Source organism: Paraplanobispora siamensis, assembly GCF_016863175.1.
GTDB lineage: Bacteria > Actinomycetota > Actinomycetes > Streptosporangiales > Streptosporangiaceae > Planobispora > Planobispora siamensis.
Genome location: NZ_BOOJ01000030.1, coordinates 56,100 through 73,328, shown reverse-complemented (window position 1 = coordinate 73,328; position 17,229 = coordinate 56,100). Strand labels below are relative to the sequence as shown.

The 17,229-nt window shown below is 71.7% G+C and carries 19 protein-coding genes; 8 read left to right on the top strand and 11 right to left on the bottom strand.

Annotation, left to right across the window (positions count from 1 at the left end):
* The first annotated feature begins 5 nt into the window (after positions 1 to 5).
* The 4 genes from Psi01_RS17810 to kynU all read left to right on the top strand — a co-directional run bounded on the left by Psi01_RS17810 (position 6) and on the right by kynU (position 3,265).
* The gene (locus Psi01_RS17810; protein WP_204065153.1) at positions 6 to 434 is read left to right on the top strand and encodes a RidA family protein; all 429 of its coding nucleotides are present in this window, start codon (positions 6 to 8) and stop codon (positions 432 to 434) included.
* Positions 431 to 946, top strand: coding sequence for a 3-hydroxyanthranilate 3,4-dioxygenase (locus Psi01_RS17805; protein WP_204065152.1), 516 nt, complete (start codon positions 431 to 433; stop codon positions 944 to 946). Before Psi01_RS17810 ends, Psi01_RS17805 begins: the two co-directional genes overlap by 4 nt.
* 3 nt (positions 947 to 949) lie before the next feature.
* Positions 950 to 1,921: an amidohydrolase family protein gene (locus Psi01_RS17800; protein WP_204065151.1), complete on the top strand. Its 972-nt coding sequence runs from the start codon at positions 950 to 952 to the stop codon at positions 1,919 to 1,921.
* A 63-nt stretch (positions 1,922 to 1,984) separates the two neighbouring features.
* Positions 1,985 to 3,265 carry a kynureninase gene (gene kynU / locus Psi01_RS17795; protein WP_204065150.1) on the top strand — a complete coding sequence of 427 codons (1,281 nt, stop codon included), beginning with the start codon at positions 1,985 to 1,987 and terminating at the stop codon, positions 3,263 to 3,265.
* Between the two features lie 51 nt (positions 3,266 to 3,316).
* On the opposite strand, the gene Psi01_RS17790 is transcribed toward kynU, so the two are convergent.
* Both Psi01_RS17790 and Psi01_RS17785 read right to left on the bottom strand, forming a co-directional pair.
* Positions 3,317 to 3,910 (bottom strand): hypothetical protein, encoded by a 594-nt coding sequence (locus Psi01_RS17790; RefSeq protein WP_204065149.1) that lies wholly within the window; start codon positions 3,908 to 3,910, stop codon positions 3,317 to 3,319.
* A 99-nt stretch (positions 3,911 to 4,009) separates the two neighbouring features.
* Entirely contained in the window at positions 4,010 to 4,735 is a 726-nt protein-coding gene (locus Psi01_RS17785) for a helix-turn-helix domain-containing protein (RefSeq protein ID WP_239127801.1), read from the bottom strand.
* 177 nt (positions 4,736 to 4,912) lie between these two features.
* On the opposite strand from Psi01_RS17785, the gene Psi01_RS17780 reads away from it, so the two are divergent.
* Entirely contained in the window at positions 4,913 to 5,560 is a 648-nt protein-coding gene (locus Psi01_RS17780; protein WP_204065148.1) for a LysE family translocator, read from the top strand.
* Between the two features lie 21 nt (positions 5,561 to 5,581).
* Here the strand turns inward: Psi01_RS17780 and Psi01_RS17775 are convergent, their stop codons facing one another.
* The 3 genes from Psi01_RS17775 to Psi01_RS17765 are packed head-to-tail and all read right to left on the bottom strand — an operon-like array spanning position 5,582 to position 8,886.
* Positions 5,582 to 7,177, bottom strand: a complete 1,596-nt coding sequence (locus Psi01_RS17775; RefSeq protein WP_204065147.1) for a CocE/NonD family hydrolase — start codon at positions 7,175 to 7,177, stop codon at positions 5,582 to 5,584.
* 36 nt (positions 7,178 to 7,213) lie between these two features.
* Positions 7,214 to 7,696, bottom strand: a complete 483-nt coding sequence (locus tag Psi01_RS17770; RefSeq protein WP_239127800.1) for a DUF3237 domain-containing protein — start codon at positions 7,694 to 7,696, stop codon at positions 7,214 to 7,216.
* Positions 7,697 to 7,716: 20 nt separating this feature from the next.
* Positions 7,717 to 8,886 carry a flavin-dependent oxidoreductase gene (locus Psi01_RS17765; protein ID WP_204065146.1) on the bottom strand — a complete coding sequence of 390 codons (1,170 nt, stop codon included), beginning with the start codon at positions 8,884 to 8,886 and terminating at the stop codon, positions 7,717 to 7,719.
* Between the two features lie 253 nt (positions 8,887 to 9,139).
* Between Psi01_RS17765 and Psi01_RS17760 the strand changes: the two genes are divergently transcribed.
* A complete protein-coding gene (locus Psi01_RS17760; RefSeq protein WP_204065145.1) occupies positions 9,140 to 9,589 on the top strand; it encodes a MarR family winged helix-turn-helix transcriptional regulator in 450 nt (149 codons plus the stop codon).
* Between the two features lie 101 nt (positions 9,590 to 9,690).
* On the opposite strand, the gene Psi01_RS17755 is transcribed toward Psi01_RS17760, so the two are convergent.
* From Psi01_RS17755 to Psi01_RS17730, 6 genes are all read right to left on the bottom strand, one after another.
* Positions 9,691 to 10,068 carry an MmcQ/YjbR family DNA-binding protein gene (locus tag Psi01_RS17755; RefSeq protein WP_204065144.1) on the bottom strand — a complete coding sequence of 126 codons (378 nt, stop codon included), beginning with the start codon at positions 10,066 to 10,068 and terminating at the stop codon, positions 9,691 to 9,693.
* A gap of 51 nt (positions 10,069 to 10,119) precedes the next feature.
* Entirely contained in the window at positions 10,120 to 11,157 is a 1,038-nt protein-coding gene (locus tag Psi01_RS17750) for a DUF2293 domain-containing protein (protein ID WP_204065143.1), read from the bottom strand.
* A gap of 70 nt (positions 11,158 to 11,227) precedes the next feature.
* The gene (locus Psi01_RS17745) at positions 11,228 to 12,127 is read right to left on the bottom strand and encodes a 1,4-dihydroxy-2-naphthoyl-CoA synthase (RefSeq protein WP_204065142.1); all 900 of its coding nucleotides are present in this window, start codon (positions 12,125 to 12,127) and stop codon (positions 11,228 to 11,230) included.
* Positions 12,128 to 12,181: 54 nt separating this feature from the next.
* Complete coding sequence (locus tag Psi01_RS17740; RefSeq protein WP_204065141.1) at positions 12,182 to 13,246, bottom strand: polysaccharide deacetylase family protein; 1,065 nt, start codon at positions 13,244 to 13,246, stop codon at positions 12,182 to 12,184.
* 125 nt (positions 13,247 to 13,371) lie between these two features.
* Positions 13,372 to 13,845: an isoamylase early set domain-containing protein gene (locus Psi01_RS17735; protein WP_204065140.1), complete on the bottom strand. Its 474-nt coding sequence runs from the start codon at positions 13,843 to 13,845 to the stop codon at positions 13,372 to 13,374.
* A 335-nt stretch (positions 13,846 to 14,180) separates the two neighbouring features.
* The gene (locus Psi01_RS17730) at positions 14,181 to 15,173 is read right to left on the bottom strand and encodes a phosphotriesterase family protein (protein ID WP_204065139.1); all 993 of its coding nucleotides are present in this window, start codon (positions 15,171 to 15,173) and stop codon (positions 14,181 to 14,183) included.
* Positions 15,174 to 15,331: 158 nt separating this feature from the next.
* Here Psi01_RS17730 and Psi01_RS17725 point away from each other — a divergent pair, with 158 nt between their 5' ends.
* Entirely contained in the window at positions 15,332 to 16,396 is a 1,065-nt protein-coding gene (locus Psi01_RS17725) for a phosphotransferase family protein (protein ID WP_204065138.1), read from the top strand.
* Between the two features lie 112 nt (positions 16,397 to 16,508).
* Entirely contained in the window at positions 16,509 to 17,210 is a 702-nt protein-coding gene (locus Psi01_RS17720) for an SIR2 family NAD-dependent protein deacylase (RefSeq protein ID WP_204065137.1), read from the top strand.
* Positions 17,211 to 17,229: the final 19 nt, after the last annotated feature.

Genomic DNA, 17,229 nt, shown 5'->3' with positions numbered 1-17,229 from the left:
GCCTCATGACCGACGGGATCGTCGTACGGGGCAAGGCCGTGCCGCGGGGGAGGTTCCCGCACGTCAAGCGGGCGGGGGACTTCATCTACGTGTCGGGGACCAGCTCCCGGCGGCCGGACGACACGATCGCCGGCGCCGAGGTCGACGCCTCCGGCACCGTCACGCTCGACATCGCCGCCCAGACCCGGGCGGTGATCGAGAACATCGGCGACCTGCTCAAGGCCGCCGGCGCCGATCTGAGCGACCTCGTCCAGATCACCTCCTATCTCGTGAACATGAACGACTTCGGCGGCTACAACCGCGTCTACGGCGAGTACTTCGACGAGACCGGTCCCGCCAGGACCACCGTGGCCGTGCACCAGCTCCCCCATCCGCACCTGCTCATCGAGATGCAGGCCGTCGCCTACCGGCCCCCGCGAGAGGAACACCCATGATCCCCCCCATCGACCTCACCGCCTGGATCGATGAGCACGCCCACCTGCTCAAGCCGCCGGTGGCCAACAAGGTCCTGTTCGAGGAGGCGGACGACTTCATCGTGATGGTGGTGGGCGGGCCGAACGCGCGCACCGACTATCACATCGACCCCTACGAGGAGCTCTTCTACCAGATCCGGGGGAACATGCACGTCAACGTCATGACCCCGGACGGGCCGAGCACCGTGCACATCCGCGAGGGCCAGATGTGGCTGCTGCCGGCGAACACGCCGCACTCGCCGCAGCGCCCGGAGGCCGGCTCGATCGGCCTGGTGGTCGAGCGGATCCGGCCGGAGGGGGTGCTGGAGAAGTTCCTGTGGTACTGCCAGCGGTGCGACACCATGGTCCACGAGGTCGAGCTCCAGGTGCGCGACATCGTGGCCGACCTGCCGCCGGTGTTCCAGGCGTTCTACGAGGACGAGAAGGCCCGCACCTGCGGCAACTGCGGCGCGCTCCACCCGGGTAAGGGATAGGGAGTGATCGTAGACGTCCACACCCACCACGTCCCGAAGGGCTGGCCGGACCTCGGCTGGCCGGGGGCGCCGAGCCTGCGGGTCGACTCCGAGCGGGAGGCCGTGATCCTCCTGGGCGACCGCGAGTTCCGCCGCATCCAGGACGACTGCTGGAACCCGGCCCGCCGGCTGGAGGCGATGGACGCCGACGGGGTGGACGTGCAGGTGGTCTCGCCGACGCCGGTCTTCTTCTCCTACGAGCGCCCGGCGGCGCAGGCCGTACGGGTCGCCGGGATCTTCAACGACCTGGCCCTGGAGATCTGCGCGGACGAGCGGCTGGTGCCGTTCTGCCAGGTGCCGCTCCAGGACCCCGACCTGGCCTGCGCCGAGCTGGACCGGTGCCTGGCCTCGGGGCACGCGGGCGTCGAGATCGGCAACCACGTCGGCGACCGTGACCTCGACGACGCGGGGGTCGTGCAGTTCCTCCAGCACTGCGCGGCCGTGGGCGCGCCGGTCTTCGTGCACCCGTGGGACATGCCGGGCGGCCCCCGGCTGGAGCGCTGGATGGCGCAGTGGCTGGTCGGCATGCCCGCCGAGACCCACCTGTCGGTGCTGGCGATGATCCTGGGCGGGGTCTTCGACCGGGTGCCGGAGTCGCTGCGGATCTGCTTCGCGCACGGCGGCGGCTCGTTCGCCTTCTGGCTCGGCCGCTTCGAGAACGCCTGGCACCGCCGGAGCGACCTGGTCGGCGTCTCGGAGCTGCCGCCGTCCCGCTACGTCGAGCGCTTCAGCGTCGACTCGGTCGTCTTCGACGAGCGGGCGCTGCGGCTGCTGGTGGACACGATGGGCGAGGACCGGGTCATGCTCGGCTCCGACTTCCCCTACCCGCTCGGGGAGTCGCCCGTGGGGTCGCTGGTGCGGGGGGCGGGGTTCCTGTCCGGTACGGCGCGCGCCAAGCTGCTCGGCGGCAACGCCGTACGGTTCCTCGGCCGGTGACCGCGGCCCTCCAGCGGGTGGCCGGGCCGGTGACCGTGCCCCCCGGTGCGCCGGCCTCCGGCGATGACCGATGATGGAGGGGTTGGTAAGGACCCATCCCGGAGAAGGCTCGTGACCATCACCCGTGCGGACTGCGTCGCGCTCGACGCCGACGACCCCCTCAGGCACTTCAGGGACGAGTTCGTCCTCCCCGAGGGGACGATCTATCTCGTCGGCAACTCGCTCGGCGCCCCGCCGAAGGCCGCCTCGGCCGCACTCGCGCGGGTCGTGGAGGACGAGTGGGCCGGCCGCCTGGTCGGCGGCTGGAACGCCGCCGGCTGGTTCGACCTGCCGGAGACCACCGGCGACCGGATCGCCCCGCTGATCGGCGCGGGCCCGGGTCAGGTCGTGGTGGGCGACACCACCTCGATCGCGGTCGTCAAGGCCGTCTCGGCGGCCCTGCGGCTGCGCCCGGGACGCCGTGTGATCGTCTCCGACCTGGAGAACTTCCCGACCGACCGGTACATGGTCCAGGGCCTGGTCAAGGGGCTGGGCGACTACGAGATCCGCGACGTGCGCGGCTCAGAGGGGCTGGCCGGGGCGCTGGGCGACGACGTCGCGTGCGTCCTGCTGTCCGAGGTCGACTACCGCACCGGCGACCGCCACGACACCGCCGAGGTGACCGCGCGGGTGCAGGCGGCCGGGGCGCTGATGATCTGGGACCTGTGCCACAGCGCGGGCGCCTACCGGGTGGACGTGACCCCGGCGGACTTCGCGGTCGGCTGCACCTACAAGTACCTCAACGGCGGCCCCGGCGCCCCGGCGTTCATCTACGTCCACCCCCGCCACCAGAACGCGACCGAGCACCTGCTGTCCGGCTGGCACGGCCACGCGGCCCCGTTCGCCTTCGAGCCCGACTACCGCCCGGCCGAGGGCATCCGGCGCTTCACCGTGAGCACCCCGCACGTGCTGTCCTTCGCCGCGCTCAACGCCTCGCTGGACGTCTGGGAACGGGTGGACCTCCCCCGGCTCCGGACCAAGAGCACGGCGCTGACCTCGCTGTTCATCGACCTGGTCGAGGAGCTCTGCGCGCCGTACGGCCTCACGCTCGTCACCTCCCGCGACCCTGGGCGGCGCGGCAGCCAGGTCAGCTTCGCCCACCCCGACGGCTATCCGATCATGCGCGCCCTGATCGACCGGGGCGTGCACGGGGACTTCCGCGCCCCGGACGTCCTGCGCTTCGGCTTCGCCCCGCTCTACATCCAGTTCACGGACGTCTACGACGCGGCCGTCACGCTGGCCGAGGTGCTGGAGAAGGAGCACTGGCGGGAGGAGCGCTACCAGCAGCGCCTCACCGTCACCTGAGAGCGGCTGCGGGCGCTCCCGGGGTGAAGGTGAGGCCGGGGTCCCGCGGGCTCAGGCCGTCTGGGCGGCCTGAGCCCGGATGGCCGTCGTGATGCGCCAGCCGAAGCCGACGCACCCGACCAGGAGCACCACCCCGGAGAGCACCCCGCTGACGAACGGCACCCAGTCCAGGGCGCCGGTGGACACCATGACGAAGCCGGCGACGCCGAGCAGGGTCAGGACCGTGCCGGGCACGGCGATGTTCCAGTCCTTCCACACGGGCGCCAGCGCGATGAAGTGCACGCCGACCACGAAGGCGATCCAGGCGACGTTGGCCTGCACGGGACGTTCCCAGGCGGCCAGCACCTGGAGCCCGCCGTAGAGCAGGACCACCTCGGCGACGAGGATGATCAGGTAGCCGCGGCCGTACATGCCCGGCGTGCCGGGCTGTGCGGTCCCGGCGGGCTGTGCGGTCCCGGCGGTCTCGGCGGGCTTCCCGGCGGACCGTTCGCTCCGGACGGCGAGGAACCACATGGCGAGGACGCTCGCGGCCGCCAGGCAGGCGGCCACCCGCAGGAGGCCGGCGGTCAGGGTGTTCAGCGGGCTCTGCGCGTTGACGACGACGAAGACCGCGCCGAAGACCGCGCCGACCAGTAATCCAGTCATGCGTTGCATGGCTTCAATTGAAGTCCGTACCGGATCTCGCCCGCATGGAGGCTGGGGCGAGGACGTGGTGGACCTATCCCTACCCCCGCCCCCGCGCCACTACTGCACGGAGCCGCGCAGATAGGCCAGCACCGCGAGCACCCGCCGGTTGTCGTCCTCGGTGGCGGGGAGCCCGAGTTTGGCGAACACGCCGGCGACGTGTTTGCCGACGGCCGCCTCCGTGATGGACAGCGCACGGGCGACGGCGCTGTTGGAGCGTCCCTCGGCGATCAAGGTGAGGACCTCGTGCTCGCGCGGGGTCAGCCGGTACGCCGGTTCGGTGGCCTCCCGGCTCCCGGCCCAGGTCAGCTCGAACAGGTCGACGAAGGCGGCGATCAGACTCTGCTGCCTGATGAGGAGGGCGCCCGGTGCGTGGTCGACGGGGGTCATCCGGAGGAACGCCACGGAGCGGTCGAAGACGAGCAGTTGCTGGATCGGCTCGTCGGTGACCCGGCACAGGGCGCCGGCGGCGTGCATCTCCCTGATCCGGCTCGCCTTGGCCGGATCGCCCAGCATGCTCGCGTGGGTGATCAGCCTCACCCGCATGCCGCGTCGCAGGGCGTCGAGGAGGTCGGGCATGTTCTTGTTCCCCCGGCGGCCCACCTCCGGCGTGCCCGTCGGGTACATGGCGCGCAGCTCGTCGGAGGCGCCGAGGGCGTGGGCGACCTGCCGCAGGATGAGTTCACCGTCCGTCAGCCGCTCGACGTCGACGGGGACGCCGCGCAGCTCGCTCACCACCTCCTCCAGCCGGTGGGTGAGCCGGGCCAGTGACACGTTCTCGTCCACACGCCTCCTTCCGATCCGCCTCCGTACCCGCCGCGGGGGATTCAGGCCGGTTGATCCACGCTGCGGAACCCTCTCGTTGATCTTCCCAGGCCGGGTGAACCTCTGGGTATTCGGATGAATAGGATCAGCGTGCCCAAAAGGCGCTTTTCCTCATCGCATCCAGGGAGACCCCCGTTCATGCTGACGACCTTCGCGGTCACGGCGCTTGTGATGATCATGGTTCCCGGGCCCGACCAGGCCCTGATCACTCGCAACGCCCTCGCCTTCGGCCGTACCGCCGGCCTGCTGACCATGTTCGGCGGCCTGATCGGCCTGACCGTCCACGCCACCGCCGCCGCCGTCGGGCTCTCCGCCCTGCTGCTGACCTCCGCGACCGCCTTCACCGCGCTGAAGGTCGTGGGCGTGGTCTACCTCCTCTGGCTCGGCGTGCAGTCCCTGCGCGCCGGCCGCCGTACGGCCGCCACCACCGCCGCGGCCCCGGAAGCCGGGCCGGACTCTGCGCCGGACTCTGGGCCGGAACGGTGCTCCCCGCTCCAGCACATCCGCAACGGCCTGCTGTCGAACGTGCTCAACCCCAAGGTCGCGCTGTTCTTCGTGACCTTCCTCCCGCAGTTCCTGCCCACCCACGGCAACACCCTGGGCCGGGCCCTGCTGCTGTCGGCGATCTTCGCGGGGCTGTACCTGCTCTGGTTCAGCCTCTACAACGTGGTCGTGGCCCGCATCGGCGCGTTGCTGCGCACGCCCCGGGTGCGGGCCAGGATCGAGCAGGTCACCGGCGTGCTCCTGGTGGGCTTCGCCATCCGCCTGGCCTGGCAGCAGCCCTGACCCGGGGCGCTCGCGGAACCCTCAGCGGGGGACGACCGGCAGCGTGATGTAGGAGTCGGGGAAGACGCTCTGGTGCTGGACCACCATCCCGACCTCGGCCGAGTCGGCGCCGGTCCGGCCCGTGCCGGGGTTGCGGTCGAAGCGCGGGAAGTTGGAGCTGGAGACCTCGACGCGGATTCGGTGACCGGCCTTGAAGACCTGGCTGGTCGCCACCAGGTCGATCTCGTGGACCCCGGACGGCACAGAGGTCCGCACGATCCCGTCGATCACGCTCATCGCCCGGCCGTCGGGGTGCACGTCGACCAGCTTGGCCGTCCAGTCGGTGCTCGCCGCCGAGGTCTCGGCGTGCAGCGTCACCGACACCGGGCCGGTGACCTCCACGTCCCCGGTGAGCACGTCGGTGGTGTAGCACAGCACGTCCGGGCGGAGCTCCACGTCGCGCTGGTCCTGGGGGCCGACGTTGGTCGGGTCGGGCAGCAGCAGCGGGCCGCCGACCGTGGGGACCGGGTCGCGGGGGTCGTAGGTGAAGGTGACCGGCGCGGCCGCCGAGGGGGGAGCCGGGGACAGCAGGCCGTCGGAGTGCAGGTGGTAGCGGATGGGCACCGCGCGCCCCAGCGGCCAGGCCTCCTCGTCGCGCCAGACGTCGTCGCCCATCACAAAGATCTTCACCGCCGGGCCGGTGTCCTCGCCCTTGAGGAAGGCCAGCTGGCGCTGCTCCAGCCGGATCGCCTGCGCGGAGGAGAAGAAGCCGAAGTCCAGCCGCCCGGTGCCGGTCCCCTGCGAGGTGTGCGACCAGGGGCCGATGACCAGCGGTCCGCCCAGCCGGCGGTGGTTCTCCAGCGTCCCGGACAGGAACAGGTCGAACCAGCCCGCCACGTGCATGACCGGCACCTCGATCCGGTCGTGGCGGAGGGTCTCGGCCAGCTCCTGCCAGTACGCGTCGCGCTCCGGATGCGAGATCCAGTCCCGCCACCAGGGGATGCCGCCGATGGCGTTCAGCGGCAGGGTGCGGGCCGCGGCGGCCGGGTCGCCCAGCATGGGCAGGATCGCGCCGAACCCGGCCCCGACGTCCTCGCCGGCCTCCCCGGCGTGGAGCAGGCCGAGCATGGCCTGCAGCGTCCCCCAGTGCAGCGCCGAGCCCAGCGCGAACGCCCCGCCGTGGTACTTCAGCCCGTCGTGGAAGTCGTGCGGCGTCATCGTGGCGACCACCGCCTTCAGGCCCGGCGGGCGGGTGGCCGCCGCCTGCAGCGCGCACCCGGCCAGGTAGGACGTGCCGCTCATCACCACCTCGCCGTTCGACCAGGGCTGGGCGGTGATCCAGGCGATGGTGTCGTGGCCGTCGGGGCCCTCGTCCAGCCACGGCCGGAACTCCCCGTCGCTGCCGCCGCGCCCCCGGCAGTGCTGGAGCACCACCGCGAACCCGGCCTCCAGCGCGGGGACGACCGGGACCGTCCGGAAGGTGCCCTCGCCGTACGGCGTGCGCACCAGCAGGGTGGGGAACGGCCCGCCCTCGGCCGGGCGGTGGAGGTCGGCGCGCAGGATCGTGCCGTCCCGCATCGGGATGGGGCTGTCGTGCTCGGCGGTCAGGCGGAGCGGGGGGCGGTTCAGCTTCGGCATGGCGGTTCCCGGGGGTGGGGCGGGGGACGGGGCCGGTCAGGTCAGCGCGTAGGCGTCGTAGCGGACGGCGTCGGCGGTGCGGGCCCCGGAGGCGACCGCCAGGGTCCGGTTGAGCCACAGGTAGCGGTCGTCGCCGGTCTCGAAGCGGCAGAACAGCCGGAAGTAGTACTCCGACGGGTCCACCGTCTCTCCCCGGGCCAGACGGTCGAGGACCTCGCGGGGGCCGTGCCGCACCCCGGAGGTGGAGATGCACAGGTGGGCGCCGTCGTGGGTGCGCAGCGTGTAGCGGGTGTCGATGCTGGCCATCCCGTCGGCGTGCAGGACCTGCCAGTCGGCTCCGCCGGGGAGTACGGTGCCCGACAGGCGCGGGCCCTCGAAGGACCCGCCGACGATGTTGATCACCCGGCGGCGGCCCCACTGGGAGTCGCCGAGATCGAGGATCGGGTCGAGTTCCACGTGGAACGTGGCGAGCGGTTCGAGGTCCATGAGCGCGGCGGTCCGGTCCTTCCCGGGCTTCACCGCGTCATCTGTCCTGGGCTTCACCGCGTCACGCTCCACGAGGGCCGCTCGTTGAGGGAGGCCGGGTCGAACCCGGCCGTGCGCTTGTAGGAGGCGGCGATCTCGGCCCGCTCCGCGTGGGGGACGACCTTCTCGATGTCGTCGAAGCCGTCCGGCGCGCGCTCGTGGGCGAGCTTCATCACGACCTCCGGTCCCATCCGCCGGTTGGACAGCTGCAGGGCGGTGGTGGCGGGGCGCCGGGCCGCCTCGTAGGCCGTCAGGTCGCCGCGGGCCAGCGAGTGCGCGAGCACGCGGGCGTCGATGATCGCCTGGGAGGCGCCGTTGGAGCCGATCGGGTACATCGCGTGGGCCGCGTCGCCCAGCAGGGTGACCTTCCCCGAGGTCCAGTACGGCAGCGGCTCGCGGTCCACCATCGGGTACTCGTAGGCGGCGTCGGCCCCGGCGATGATCCCGGGGACGTCGAGCCAGTCGAAGCTCCAGTCCGCGAAGTGCCGCAGGATCTCCTTCAGGTCCGCCCGGCGGTTCCAGTTGCCCCGGTCCGGGGCCTCGCCGTCCAGGGGGCGCTCGGCGATCCAGTTGATCAGGGTGCGCCCGCCGGTCTCGATCGGGTAGGCGACGAACTTCTGGGTCCCGTCCCCGGCCATGATCATCGATCGCCCGGTCAGGAACGGCTCGCCGTACGTCATGCCCCGCCACAGGACCAGCCCGTTCCACGGGGGCGGGCCCTCGCCGGGGAACAGGTGCGCGCGGACCGCCGAGTTGATGCCGTCCGCCCCGATCAGCAGGTCCTCGTCACCGGGGCCGGTGATCCTGCTCCCGGTCCGTACGGCCCGCGGGCCGAGCCGTTCGACCACGGCCTCCAGCAGGAGCATCTGCAGCCGTCCCCGGTGCACGGAGTACTGCGGCCAGGCGTATCCGGCGTCCAGGCCCCGGGGCTCGGACCAGATGGCGGTGCCGTACCGGTTGAAGTAGGCCAGCTCGGCGGTGGCCACCCCGATCTCCGCCAGCCGGTCGGCGAGGCCCAGCTCGGTCAGCTCCCGCACGGCGTGGGGGAGCAGGTTGATGCCGACGCCCAGCGGACGGAGCTCCTGGGCGGCCTCGTGGACGGCGACGTCCTCGAACCCGGCGGCGTGCAGGCTCAGCGCGGCGCTCAGGCCGCCGATCCCGCCACCGGCGATGACGACGCGCACGGGACCTCCCGGGGCTTCACGGCCGTGAAAGAACTTTGTTACGGCCGAAACAATATTCCCGGGGGCCGGAGCCCTGCGCAAGACTTGTCCGGTGGAAAAGGCGCGATCAGCGGGTACGGGACCGGGCACGCGGGCCGGGGGTGAAGTCTCGGAGGGTGCCGGGACGGCGGGCGGCGTCCCGGAGGGGGGCGGGGCGCCCGGGGAAAGGGCCGATCTCCGATATGCCGCGTACGCACGGGACCGCCTGGCCGCGATGCCGCCCCCGGCCGATCCCGAGGCGTTCGAACTGGCCTACAACCTGCTCCAGCTGGCCTATCTGCTCGTGACGGACCTGGAGACCCGCATCCACCGCCCGCGCGGCTGGACGCTGCCCGGCTTCCGGCTGATGTTCAAGCTCTGGCTGCTGGGCCCCACCCAGCCCGCCCGGCTCGCCGAGATCTCCGCGATGTCCCGCTCGGCGATGACCAACGCGGTCAACACCCTGGAACGCGACGGCCTGGTCGAGCGGCGCCCGGTGCCGGACGACCGGCGCGCGGTGACGGTCGCCCTGACGGCCAAGGGGGAGATCGCGGTCCAGGAGGCCTTCGCCGAACAGACCCGCCGGGAACAGCAGTGGTTCGCCCCCCTGGAACCCGCCGAACGCACCGCCCTCACCACCCTGCTCGCCCGCATCCTCGCCACCCGCCCCTCCGACGCCCCCTGACCCGGCCACGGCCGGGGCCGGTGGTCGGGCAGGCCGATCATCATCAGGTCGGCCGGGCCACAACCGGAACCGGGGAACGGGCGGATCGGGTGTCGCCGGGGTCAGGCCTCTTCGGAGAGGTCGAGTTTGGCGATGAGTTTCTTGGGGGCCACGGCGCGGTAGCTTTCTTCGATCCAGTCGAGGAGCACCTCGGTCTCGGGCAGGGTGCCCATGAGGGGGATCGTCACCCATCCGGCCTTGCCGAGGCCGTATCCGGAGGGCTCGACTCCGTCGAGGGCCAGGGCGTGGCCGTGGGACTCGGGGAGCTTGACCCCGACGGTGGGGTTCCACTTCTCGGTCGGTTCCTCGATGCCGAGGAAGACGAAGATCTTCTTGTTGACCTTGATGACGGTCTCGCCCCAGGGATGGTCCTCGTACGCCTCGGGGAACCGCAGCGCGAACTCGCGCAGCGTCTCGCGGACCTCGCGCCACTTCTCCATGCGCCCCATTGTGGCGGCGGGGTCCGACAATTTCGCGGAACCGCCGGGGCGTCAGGCGGGACGGCGCCAGGAGCCGAGGACCCGGTCGATGTCCGCCCGGATCCGGTCGCGGGCCTCGGTCCTGGGCACCCCGGACATCAGCAGCCGGTCGTACTCGGTGTCGAGGTGGCGCACCGAGGCGATCACGGCGAGGGTGACGGCGTTCTCGTCGAGGACGCGGGCTGCGGCGGTACGGCCCACCCGGCCGCTGCCGCGCTGACCGGCGTGCCGGGCGATCTCCTCGGCCCGCTCCGGCGGGCAGCCGGGGAACAGCCGGACGATCTCCTCGGCCATCCCGGCCTGGAAGCGCACGTCCTCGTCCGCCCGCCGTTCGCGGTCGCGCTCGCGGCGGCGTAGCCGCACCTCCTCGTCGGCCAGGCACTGCTCCTCGGCCAGCGCCAGCGCGGCCTCCTCCACCAGGACGCCCAGACGTTCGTACCGCTTGCGCCGGGAGTTGAAGCGGACCACCACGGCGGCCAGCCCGCTCTCCTTCTTCGCCCGGCGGCTGAGCGCCGCGTCACCCGCCGGAAGGAAGACCAGATGGTCCAGGTCCGCGCAGGTCAGGCAGTGCGGGGCGCCCTCCTCCATGATCAGGTAGGGGCCGGTGTCGCGGCAGTCGGCGCATGTCCAGGCCTCCAGCGGCTCGACCACCGTCAGGTCGGGCGCCTTGCTCTGCCGTTCGGCGAGCCGCCTGCGCCGGGCCTCGCTCATGTCGGGGGAGATCCAGTGGACGCGGAAGACGGCGTCGTCCCCCTCGGTGAGGAACCGGAGCGGGCCGCGGTCCCGGGCGGCCGACACGTACGGGGTCTCGCTGGGCGTGAGCCCGCGCTCCTCGGCCCAGCGCCGCAGGATCGCCACCGCGTCGATCATCTTCGCGCCGTCCACGGCCGCGAGCTGCTCCAGCGCGCCCACCCGGCCCTGCCGCCAGGTGTCCACATGCCGGGTGTGCAGCCAGCGCACCCCGGTGAGCACGTCGATCGCGGTCACGAACTTCCGCTGCGCGAGCGCGGCCTCCGCCGCCTCCACCACCCGCCGGTCAAGCTTCGCCATCGCTCCAGCTTGCCGGAGCCGGGCGCGGACCGCACACGGGTCCCGGCCCGGCTCTCAGAAGGCGGGCTTCTCAGAAGTACCAGGGGAAGGGGCTCCAGTCGGGCTCCCGCTTCTCCAGGAACGCGTCGCGGCCCTCGGCCGCCTCGTCGGTCATGTAGGCCAGGCGGGTGGTCTCGCCCGCGAAGATCTGCTGGCCGACGAGCCCGTCGTCGATCAGGTTGAAGGAGTACTTCAGCATGCGCTGGGCCGTCGGGCTCTTGCCGTTGATCTTCCTGGCCCACTCCAGCGCGGTCTTCTCCAGCTCCGCGTGCGGCACCACCGCGTTGACCATGCCCATCCGGTGGGCGTCCTCGGCGGTGTAGGTGTCACCGAGGAAGAAGATCTCCCGGGCGAACTTCTGGCCCACCTGGCGGGCCAGGTAGGCCGAGCCGTACCCGCCGTCGAAGCTGGCCACGTCGGCGTCGGTCTGCTTGAAGCGGGCGTGCTCGCGGCTGGCGAGCGTCAGGTCGGCCACCACGTGCAGGCTGTGCCCGCCGCCCGCGGCCCAGCCCGGCACCACGCAGATCACGACCTTCGGCATGAACCTGATCAGCCGCTGGACCTCCAGGATGTGCAGCCGTCCGGTCCTGGCCGGGTCGATCGTCTCGGCGGTCTCGCCCTCGGCGTACCGGTAGCCCTCGCGGCCCCTGATGCGCTGGTCGCCGCCCGAGCAGAACGCCCACCCGCCGTCCCTGGGCGAGGGGCCGTTGCCGGTGAGCAGCACGCAGCCCACGTCGCTGCTCATCCGGGCGTGGTCGAGGGCGCGGTAGAGCTCGTCCACGGTCGAGGGCCGGAACGCGTTGCGCACCTCGGGCCGGTCGAAGGCGATCCGGACCGTCCCCTGGTCCACCGCGCGGTGGTAGGTGATGTCGGTGAAGTCGAATCCCTCAACCTCGCGCCACGCTGCGGGGTCGAACAGCTCAGAGATCATGCGGTCACCCTATCCCGGGCTCTCCACAGGCCGGCAGGCGACGGTCCGGGCGGGCTAGTAGGCGACGGCACGGGCGGTGAAGCCCTTGGTCAGGAAGGGCTTCTTGAACTTCGGGAAGGCGACCGTCTCGACGTCGCCGTCGGAGGTGTAGCGCTCGTCGGCGTTCTTCTCCAGCCAGTCGAGCCAGGCGGTGGAGCAGAACCGGGAGCACTCGCTGCCCTTCTTGTCCATCGCCCGGATGCGCGGGATGCCCACCGGGTCGAAGTCCTTGCTGAACGGCGACGGCGCGGGCGTGTACCCGGCGCGGAAGACTCCGCCGTAGTTGTAGGAGACGTCCCCTGAGCGGCCCTTCAGGCCCCATTCCTTGGTGCTGGGCTGGTTGCCGTACGGCAGGGCCAGCGTCACCGGGGCGGCCTCGATCAGATCCGTGATGAGCCGGTGCCCCGCGGAGATCTCCGCGGTCACCTGCTTCTTCGGCTTGCCCAGCAGGTTCTCGTGGTTCTTGGTGTGGTTGCCGATGTCGTAGCCGTTGTCGTGGAGCCACGCCAGCATCTGCGTCTGCTCCTCCGGCGTGGCCTTGCCGAACATGTCGCGCGTCACGTAGAAGGTGGCCACCGGGCGGAAGCCGGGGTTGCGCTTGGCGACGTCGGCCAGGATGGCGACGGCGGTGTTCGGCGCGGGCGTGCCCGTCCCGTCCAGGGTCAGCTGCGACGGCGAGGCGTCGTCGAAGGTGAGGACGACCGCGTGACGCCCCTCCGGGATGTCGATGCGCCCGGTGACGTACTCGGCCGCGGTGATCGGGACGTAGCCGTCCTTCGCCAGGCGCTCCAGCTCCGTGCGGAACTGCTTGGGGGTGCGGTCGTCCATGTTGGTGGGCTTGTCGACCACCCGGTGGTACATGAGGACCGGGATCTGGCCCAGCTCGTTCGCCTTGGCCTTGGCGGCCTTCTCCGTTCTGGCCTTGGTGGCGGCCGCCTTCTGGACCGCGGCGGCCGACGCCTTGGCCGCGGCCGTGACCCCCTTGTCCTCGGGCTCGTCGTCCCACGGCATGCACCCGGTCACGAGGGTGCCCGCCGCGACGACGGCCACGCCGGCCCTGCCCACGCTAAGACGGCTCATCGCGTCTCCCCAGCTAACTGACGATACGCGCAGCTTGTCCCCGGCTGGTCTGCGGATTCATCTCCGTGTCCGGTAAAGACTTCATGAGTGATCACGCACCCGGCCGGGGGACGGCGGGCTTCGGGTTACGCGGGGACGGGCGCCGGGGCGGGAGCGGGCGGGGCCAGCGGCTTCTTGGCCGGGACCCGCGCGACGGAAGTCTTCGCGGGGGTCTTGGCGGGAGTCTTGGCCGGAACCTTCACGGGCTCCTTCGCCGGCTCCCCGGCCCGCACGACGGCGGGCTTCCTGGCGGCCTCCGGCTGCGGGATCCGGATCTCGATCGCGTCGAGGTAGCCGCCGTGGTGGTCGTGGCGGTCGGCGTCGGCGTCGTCGAACCACACGCCGCCGTCGGCGAGGTAGCGGAAGCAGACGCCCTTGTCCGCGGGGACGCTGACGGTCACCTGGTAGGTGCCGTCGTTCTTGCGCTGCATCGGGTGAGCGTAGGGGTTCCAGCCGTTGAAGTCGCCGACAAGGGAGATCCCGCCGGGGGCCCGGTCGGCCGGAACGATGAAGGTGAGCTTGACCTGCCCGTTCTTGGTCGGCTTGCCGCGCTTGATCATTGAAGTCCTCCTGAACAACTCACTGCCTGTCTTGTTCTCATGGCCGTCACCTCGGTGACGGGAGGACGCACAGGTGTCCTCGCCCGGGTACGCGCGCGCTGTTGTGCGCGTCACGCCGGAGAGGGCCCGTGCCGGTCACGGAGAGACGGGATCCACGGCGTGCGGGCCGATGCGGACCATGAGAATCCTCATCTCTGCTCCCCGGCGAACGCCCGGGACACGCAGGTCGTTGGAGAGGATTTACGCCGCCGTGCCGCTATCGCGACTCGCCCACGACTGCGGACACGACGGGCGAGCGGGACACAGCGGACGATCCGGACATGGCGGGCGGACGATCAGTAGGGGTCGGTGACGCTGAAGTAGCGGCGGGGGACGTCGACGAGCATCGTGGTGATCTGCTCCTCGGTGACGCCGTGCTCGCGCAGGTAGGGCAGCACCTCCTGGCCGATGTGCAGATAGTGCCACTGCGGCAGGAAGGCCAGGACGTTCGGGTCGATCCAGTCGATGTAGCAGGAGGCGTCCTGCGAGAGCACCATCTGCCCGGCGAAGCCGCGCCGGCACATCTCGACGACGATGTCGGCGCGCGCCTCGAAGGTGGTGTCGAGGTTGATGCCGAAGCGGTCCATGCCGAGGATGAACCCGGCCTCGGCCAGCTCGGTGAGGTGGTCGGCGTCGGTGGTGTCGCCGCTGTGCCCGAGCACGACGCGGCGCGGGTCGACGCCCTCCTCGTCGCAGAGCACCCGCTTGACCTCCAGGCCGGTACGGCTGCCCGGGTGCGTGTGCACCGTGATGGGCACCCCGGTCCGGCGGTGGGCCTTGGCCACCGCCCGCATCACCCGCTCCACGCCGCCGGTCATGCCGGGGTGGTCGATGGCGCACTTGAGGAAGCTCGCCCGCACCCCGGTCCCGGCGATGCCGTCCTCGATGTCCCCGACGAACATGTCGACCATCGGGTCGGGCAGCTCCGTGCCGAGCGCGGCGTTGAGCGCCGGGCCCCGGTAGTGGAAGAAGAACGGGACGTCGCCGTAGGTGTAGCAGCCGGTCGCGACGACGATGTTGAGCTCGGGGACCTGCTCGGCGATGCGCTTGATGCGCGGGATGTACCTGCCCAGGCCGATGACGGTCGGATCGACGATCGTGCGCACGCCCTGGGCCGCCAGCGCCTGCAGCTTGCCGACCGCGTCGGCGACGCGCTTGTCCTCGTCGCCCCACTCCTCCGGGTGGTTCTGCTGCACGTCGGGGGTGAGCACGAACACGTGCTCGTGCATGTAGGTGCGGCCGAGGTCGGCGGTGTCGACGGGACCGCGGACGGTGTTGACCTGGGGCATGTGACGTCCCTCCCACCGGGCCGCGGCCGGCCGCTTCACCGGCGTCTCACGTGACGAGGAGCTGTTCCGTGAGCGTACCGACCGTTTGGTATGTTGTCACCGCCCTCGACGAAGGAGTTTCCCGTGCCCATCGCCCCCGGTGTCCCGCAGGAGATCGCATGAGCGCCTCCCCCGCCCGTGAGGAGGCCGGCGAGGTCCGCCGGGAGGACGCGTTCGACGTGGCCGCGCTGCACGCCTGGCTGTCGGCCAGGCTGCCGGGCCTGGACGGGCCGCCGCAGGTGCGGCAGTTCGGCGGCGGGGTGTCGAACCTGACCTACCTGCTCCGGTACGGCGCGCGCGACCTGATCATGCGCCGCCCGCCGCACGGCCACAAGGCCGCCTCCGCCCACGACATGCGGCGCGAGTTCACGGTGCAGCGGCAGCTGCGGCCGCACTTCGGCGCGGTCCCGGAGATGCTGGCCTTCTGCGACGACCCGGCGGTGCTGGGCGGCGAGTTCTACGTGATGGAGCGCGTCGAGGGGACGATCCTGCGCCGCGAGCTCCCGGCGGGGGTCACGCTCGACCCGGAGCGGGCGCGGGCCCTGGGCCACACCGTGGTCGACACCCTGGCCGACCTGCACGCCGTGGATCCGGAGGCGGCCGGCCTCGGCGACCTCGGCAAGGGGCCGGGGTACGTGCGGCGGCAGGTCGAGGGCTGGTCGCGCCGCTACCGGGGCGCGCTGACCGACGACGTGCCGGACGGCGAGGCCGTGATGGCGTGGCTGGAGGAGCACCGGCCCGACGACGTCGCGACCCGGCTGATCCACAACGACTGGAAGCTCGACAACCTGGTCCTGGACCTGGACGGGACCCCGCGGGTGGTGGGCGTCCTCGACTGGGAGATGGCCACCGTCGGCGACCCGCTGATGGAGCTGGGCTCGGCCATGGCCTACTGGATCACCGCGGACGACGACGAGCTGTACGGCCTGCTGCGCCGCCAGCCCACCCACCTGCCCGGGATGCCGACGCGCGAGCAGTTCGTGGCGCGCTATCTGGCGCGGACCGGCCTGCCCATGGGCCGGTGGGAGTTCTACGAGGTGTTCGGGCTGTTCCGGCTGGCGGTGATCGCCCAGCAGATCTGGTTCCGCTACCGGGCCGGCCAGACCACCAACCCGGCGTTCGCCGGGTTCGGGGACGCGGTGCGGATCCTGGTCGCCAGGGCCTCCTCCCTGGCCGGAGTCTGAGACACCGGCCGGAGCCCGAAGCAACGGGGCGTAGGGCTCGACACGCCGATATGACCGGGTTCGTCCTTCAGTTCCCCGCGCGCCGCGGGGAACGCTGGATACCATCCCCCGCATGACGGTGACGGTGTTGACGGGGGCGGGAATCTCCACCGAATCCGGGATCCCGGACTACCGCGGACCGAAGGGGCTGTGGGTCACGGATCCCGACTACGAGAAGCTCGTCACCTACGACTACTACATGGCCGACCCGGACATCCGGCGCCGGTCGTGGCTGTTCCGCCGCGACAGCCCCGCCTGGGAGGCCGAGCCGAACGCGGCGCACCGGGCGCTGGCCGCCCTGCCGGACGCCTGGATCGTCACCCAGAACGTCGACGGCCTGCACCAGAGGGCGGGCTCGCCGCCGGAGCGGGTGCTGGAGCTGCACGGCAACATGTTCGGCGCGATGTGCACGGCGTGCGGGGCCCGCTCGACGACCCGCGAGGCGATCGACCGGATCCTGGCGGGGGAGGACGACCCGGCCTGCCGGGAGTGCGGCGGCATCCTGAAGACCACCACGGTGATGTTCGGCCAGGCCCTCGACCGGCACGTCCTGCTGCAGGCGATCAAGCTGGCGGGGGAGTGCGAGGTGTTCCTGGCCGTCGGCACCTCCCTGCAGGTGCAGCCCGCCGCGTCGCTGGCGCGGGTCGCGGCCGAGGCCGGTGCCCGGCTGGTGATCGTCAACGGTGAGCCGACGCCGTACGACCACATGGCGGACGAGGTGATCAACGAGCCGATCGGCGTCGCCGTACCCCGCCTGTGCGCCTCCCTGACCTGAGGGGCGGCCACCGCGGGAG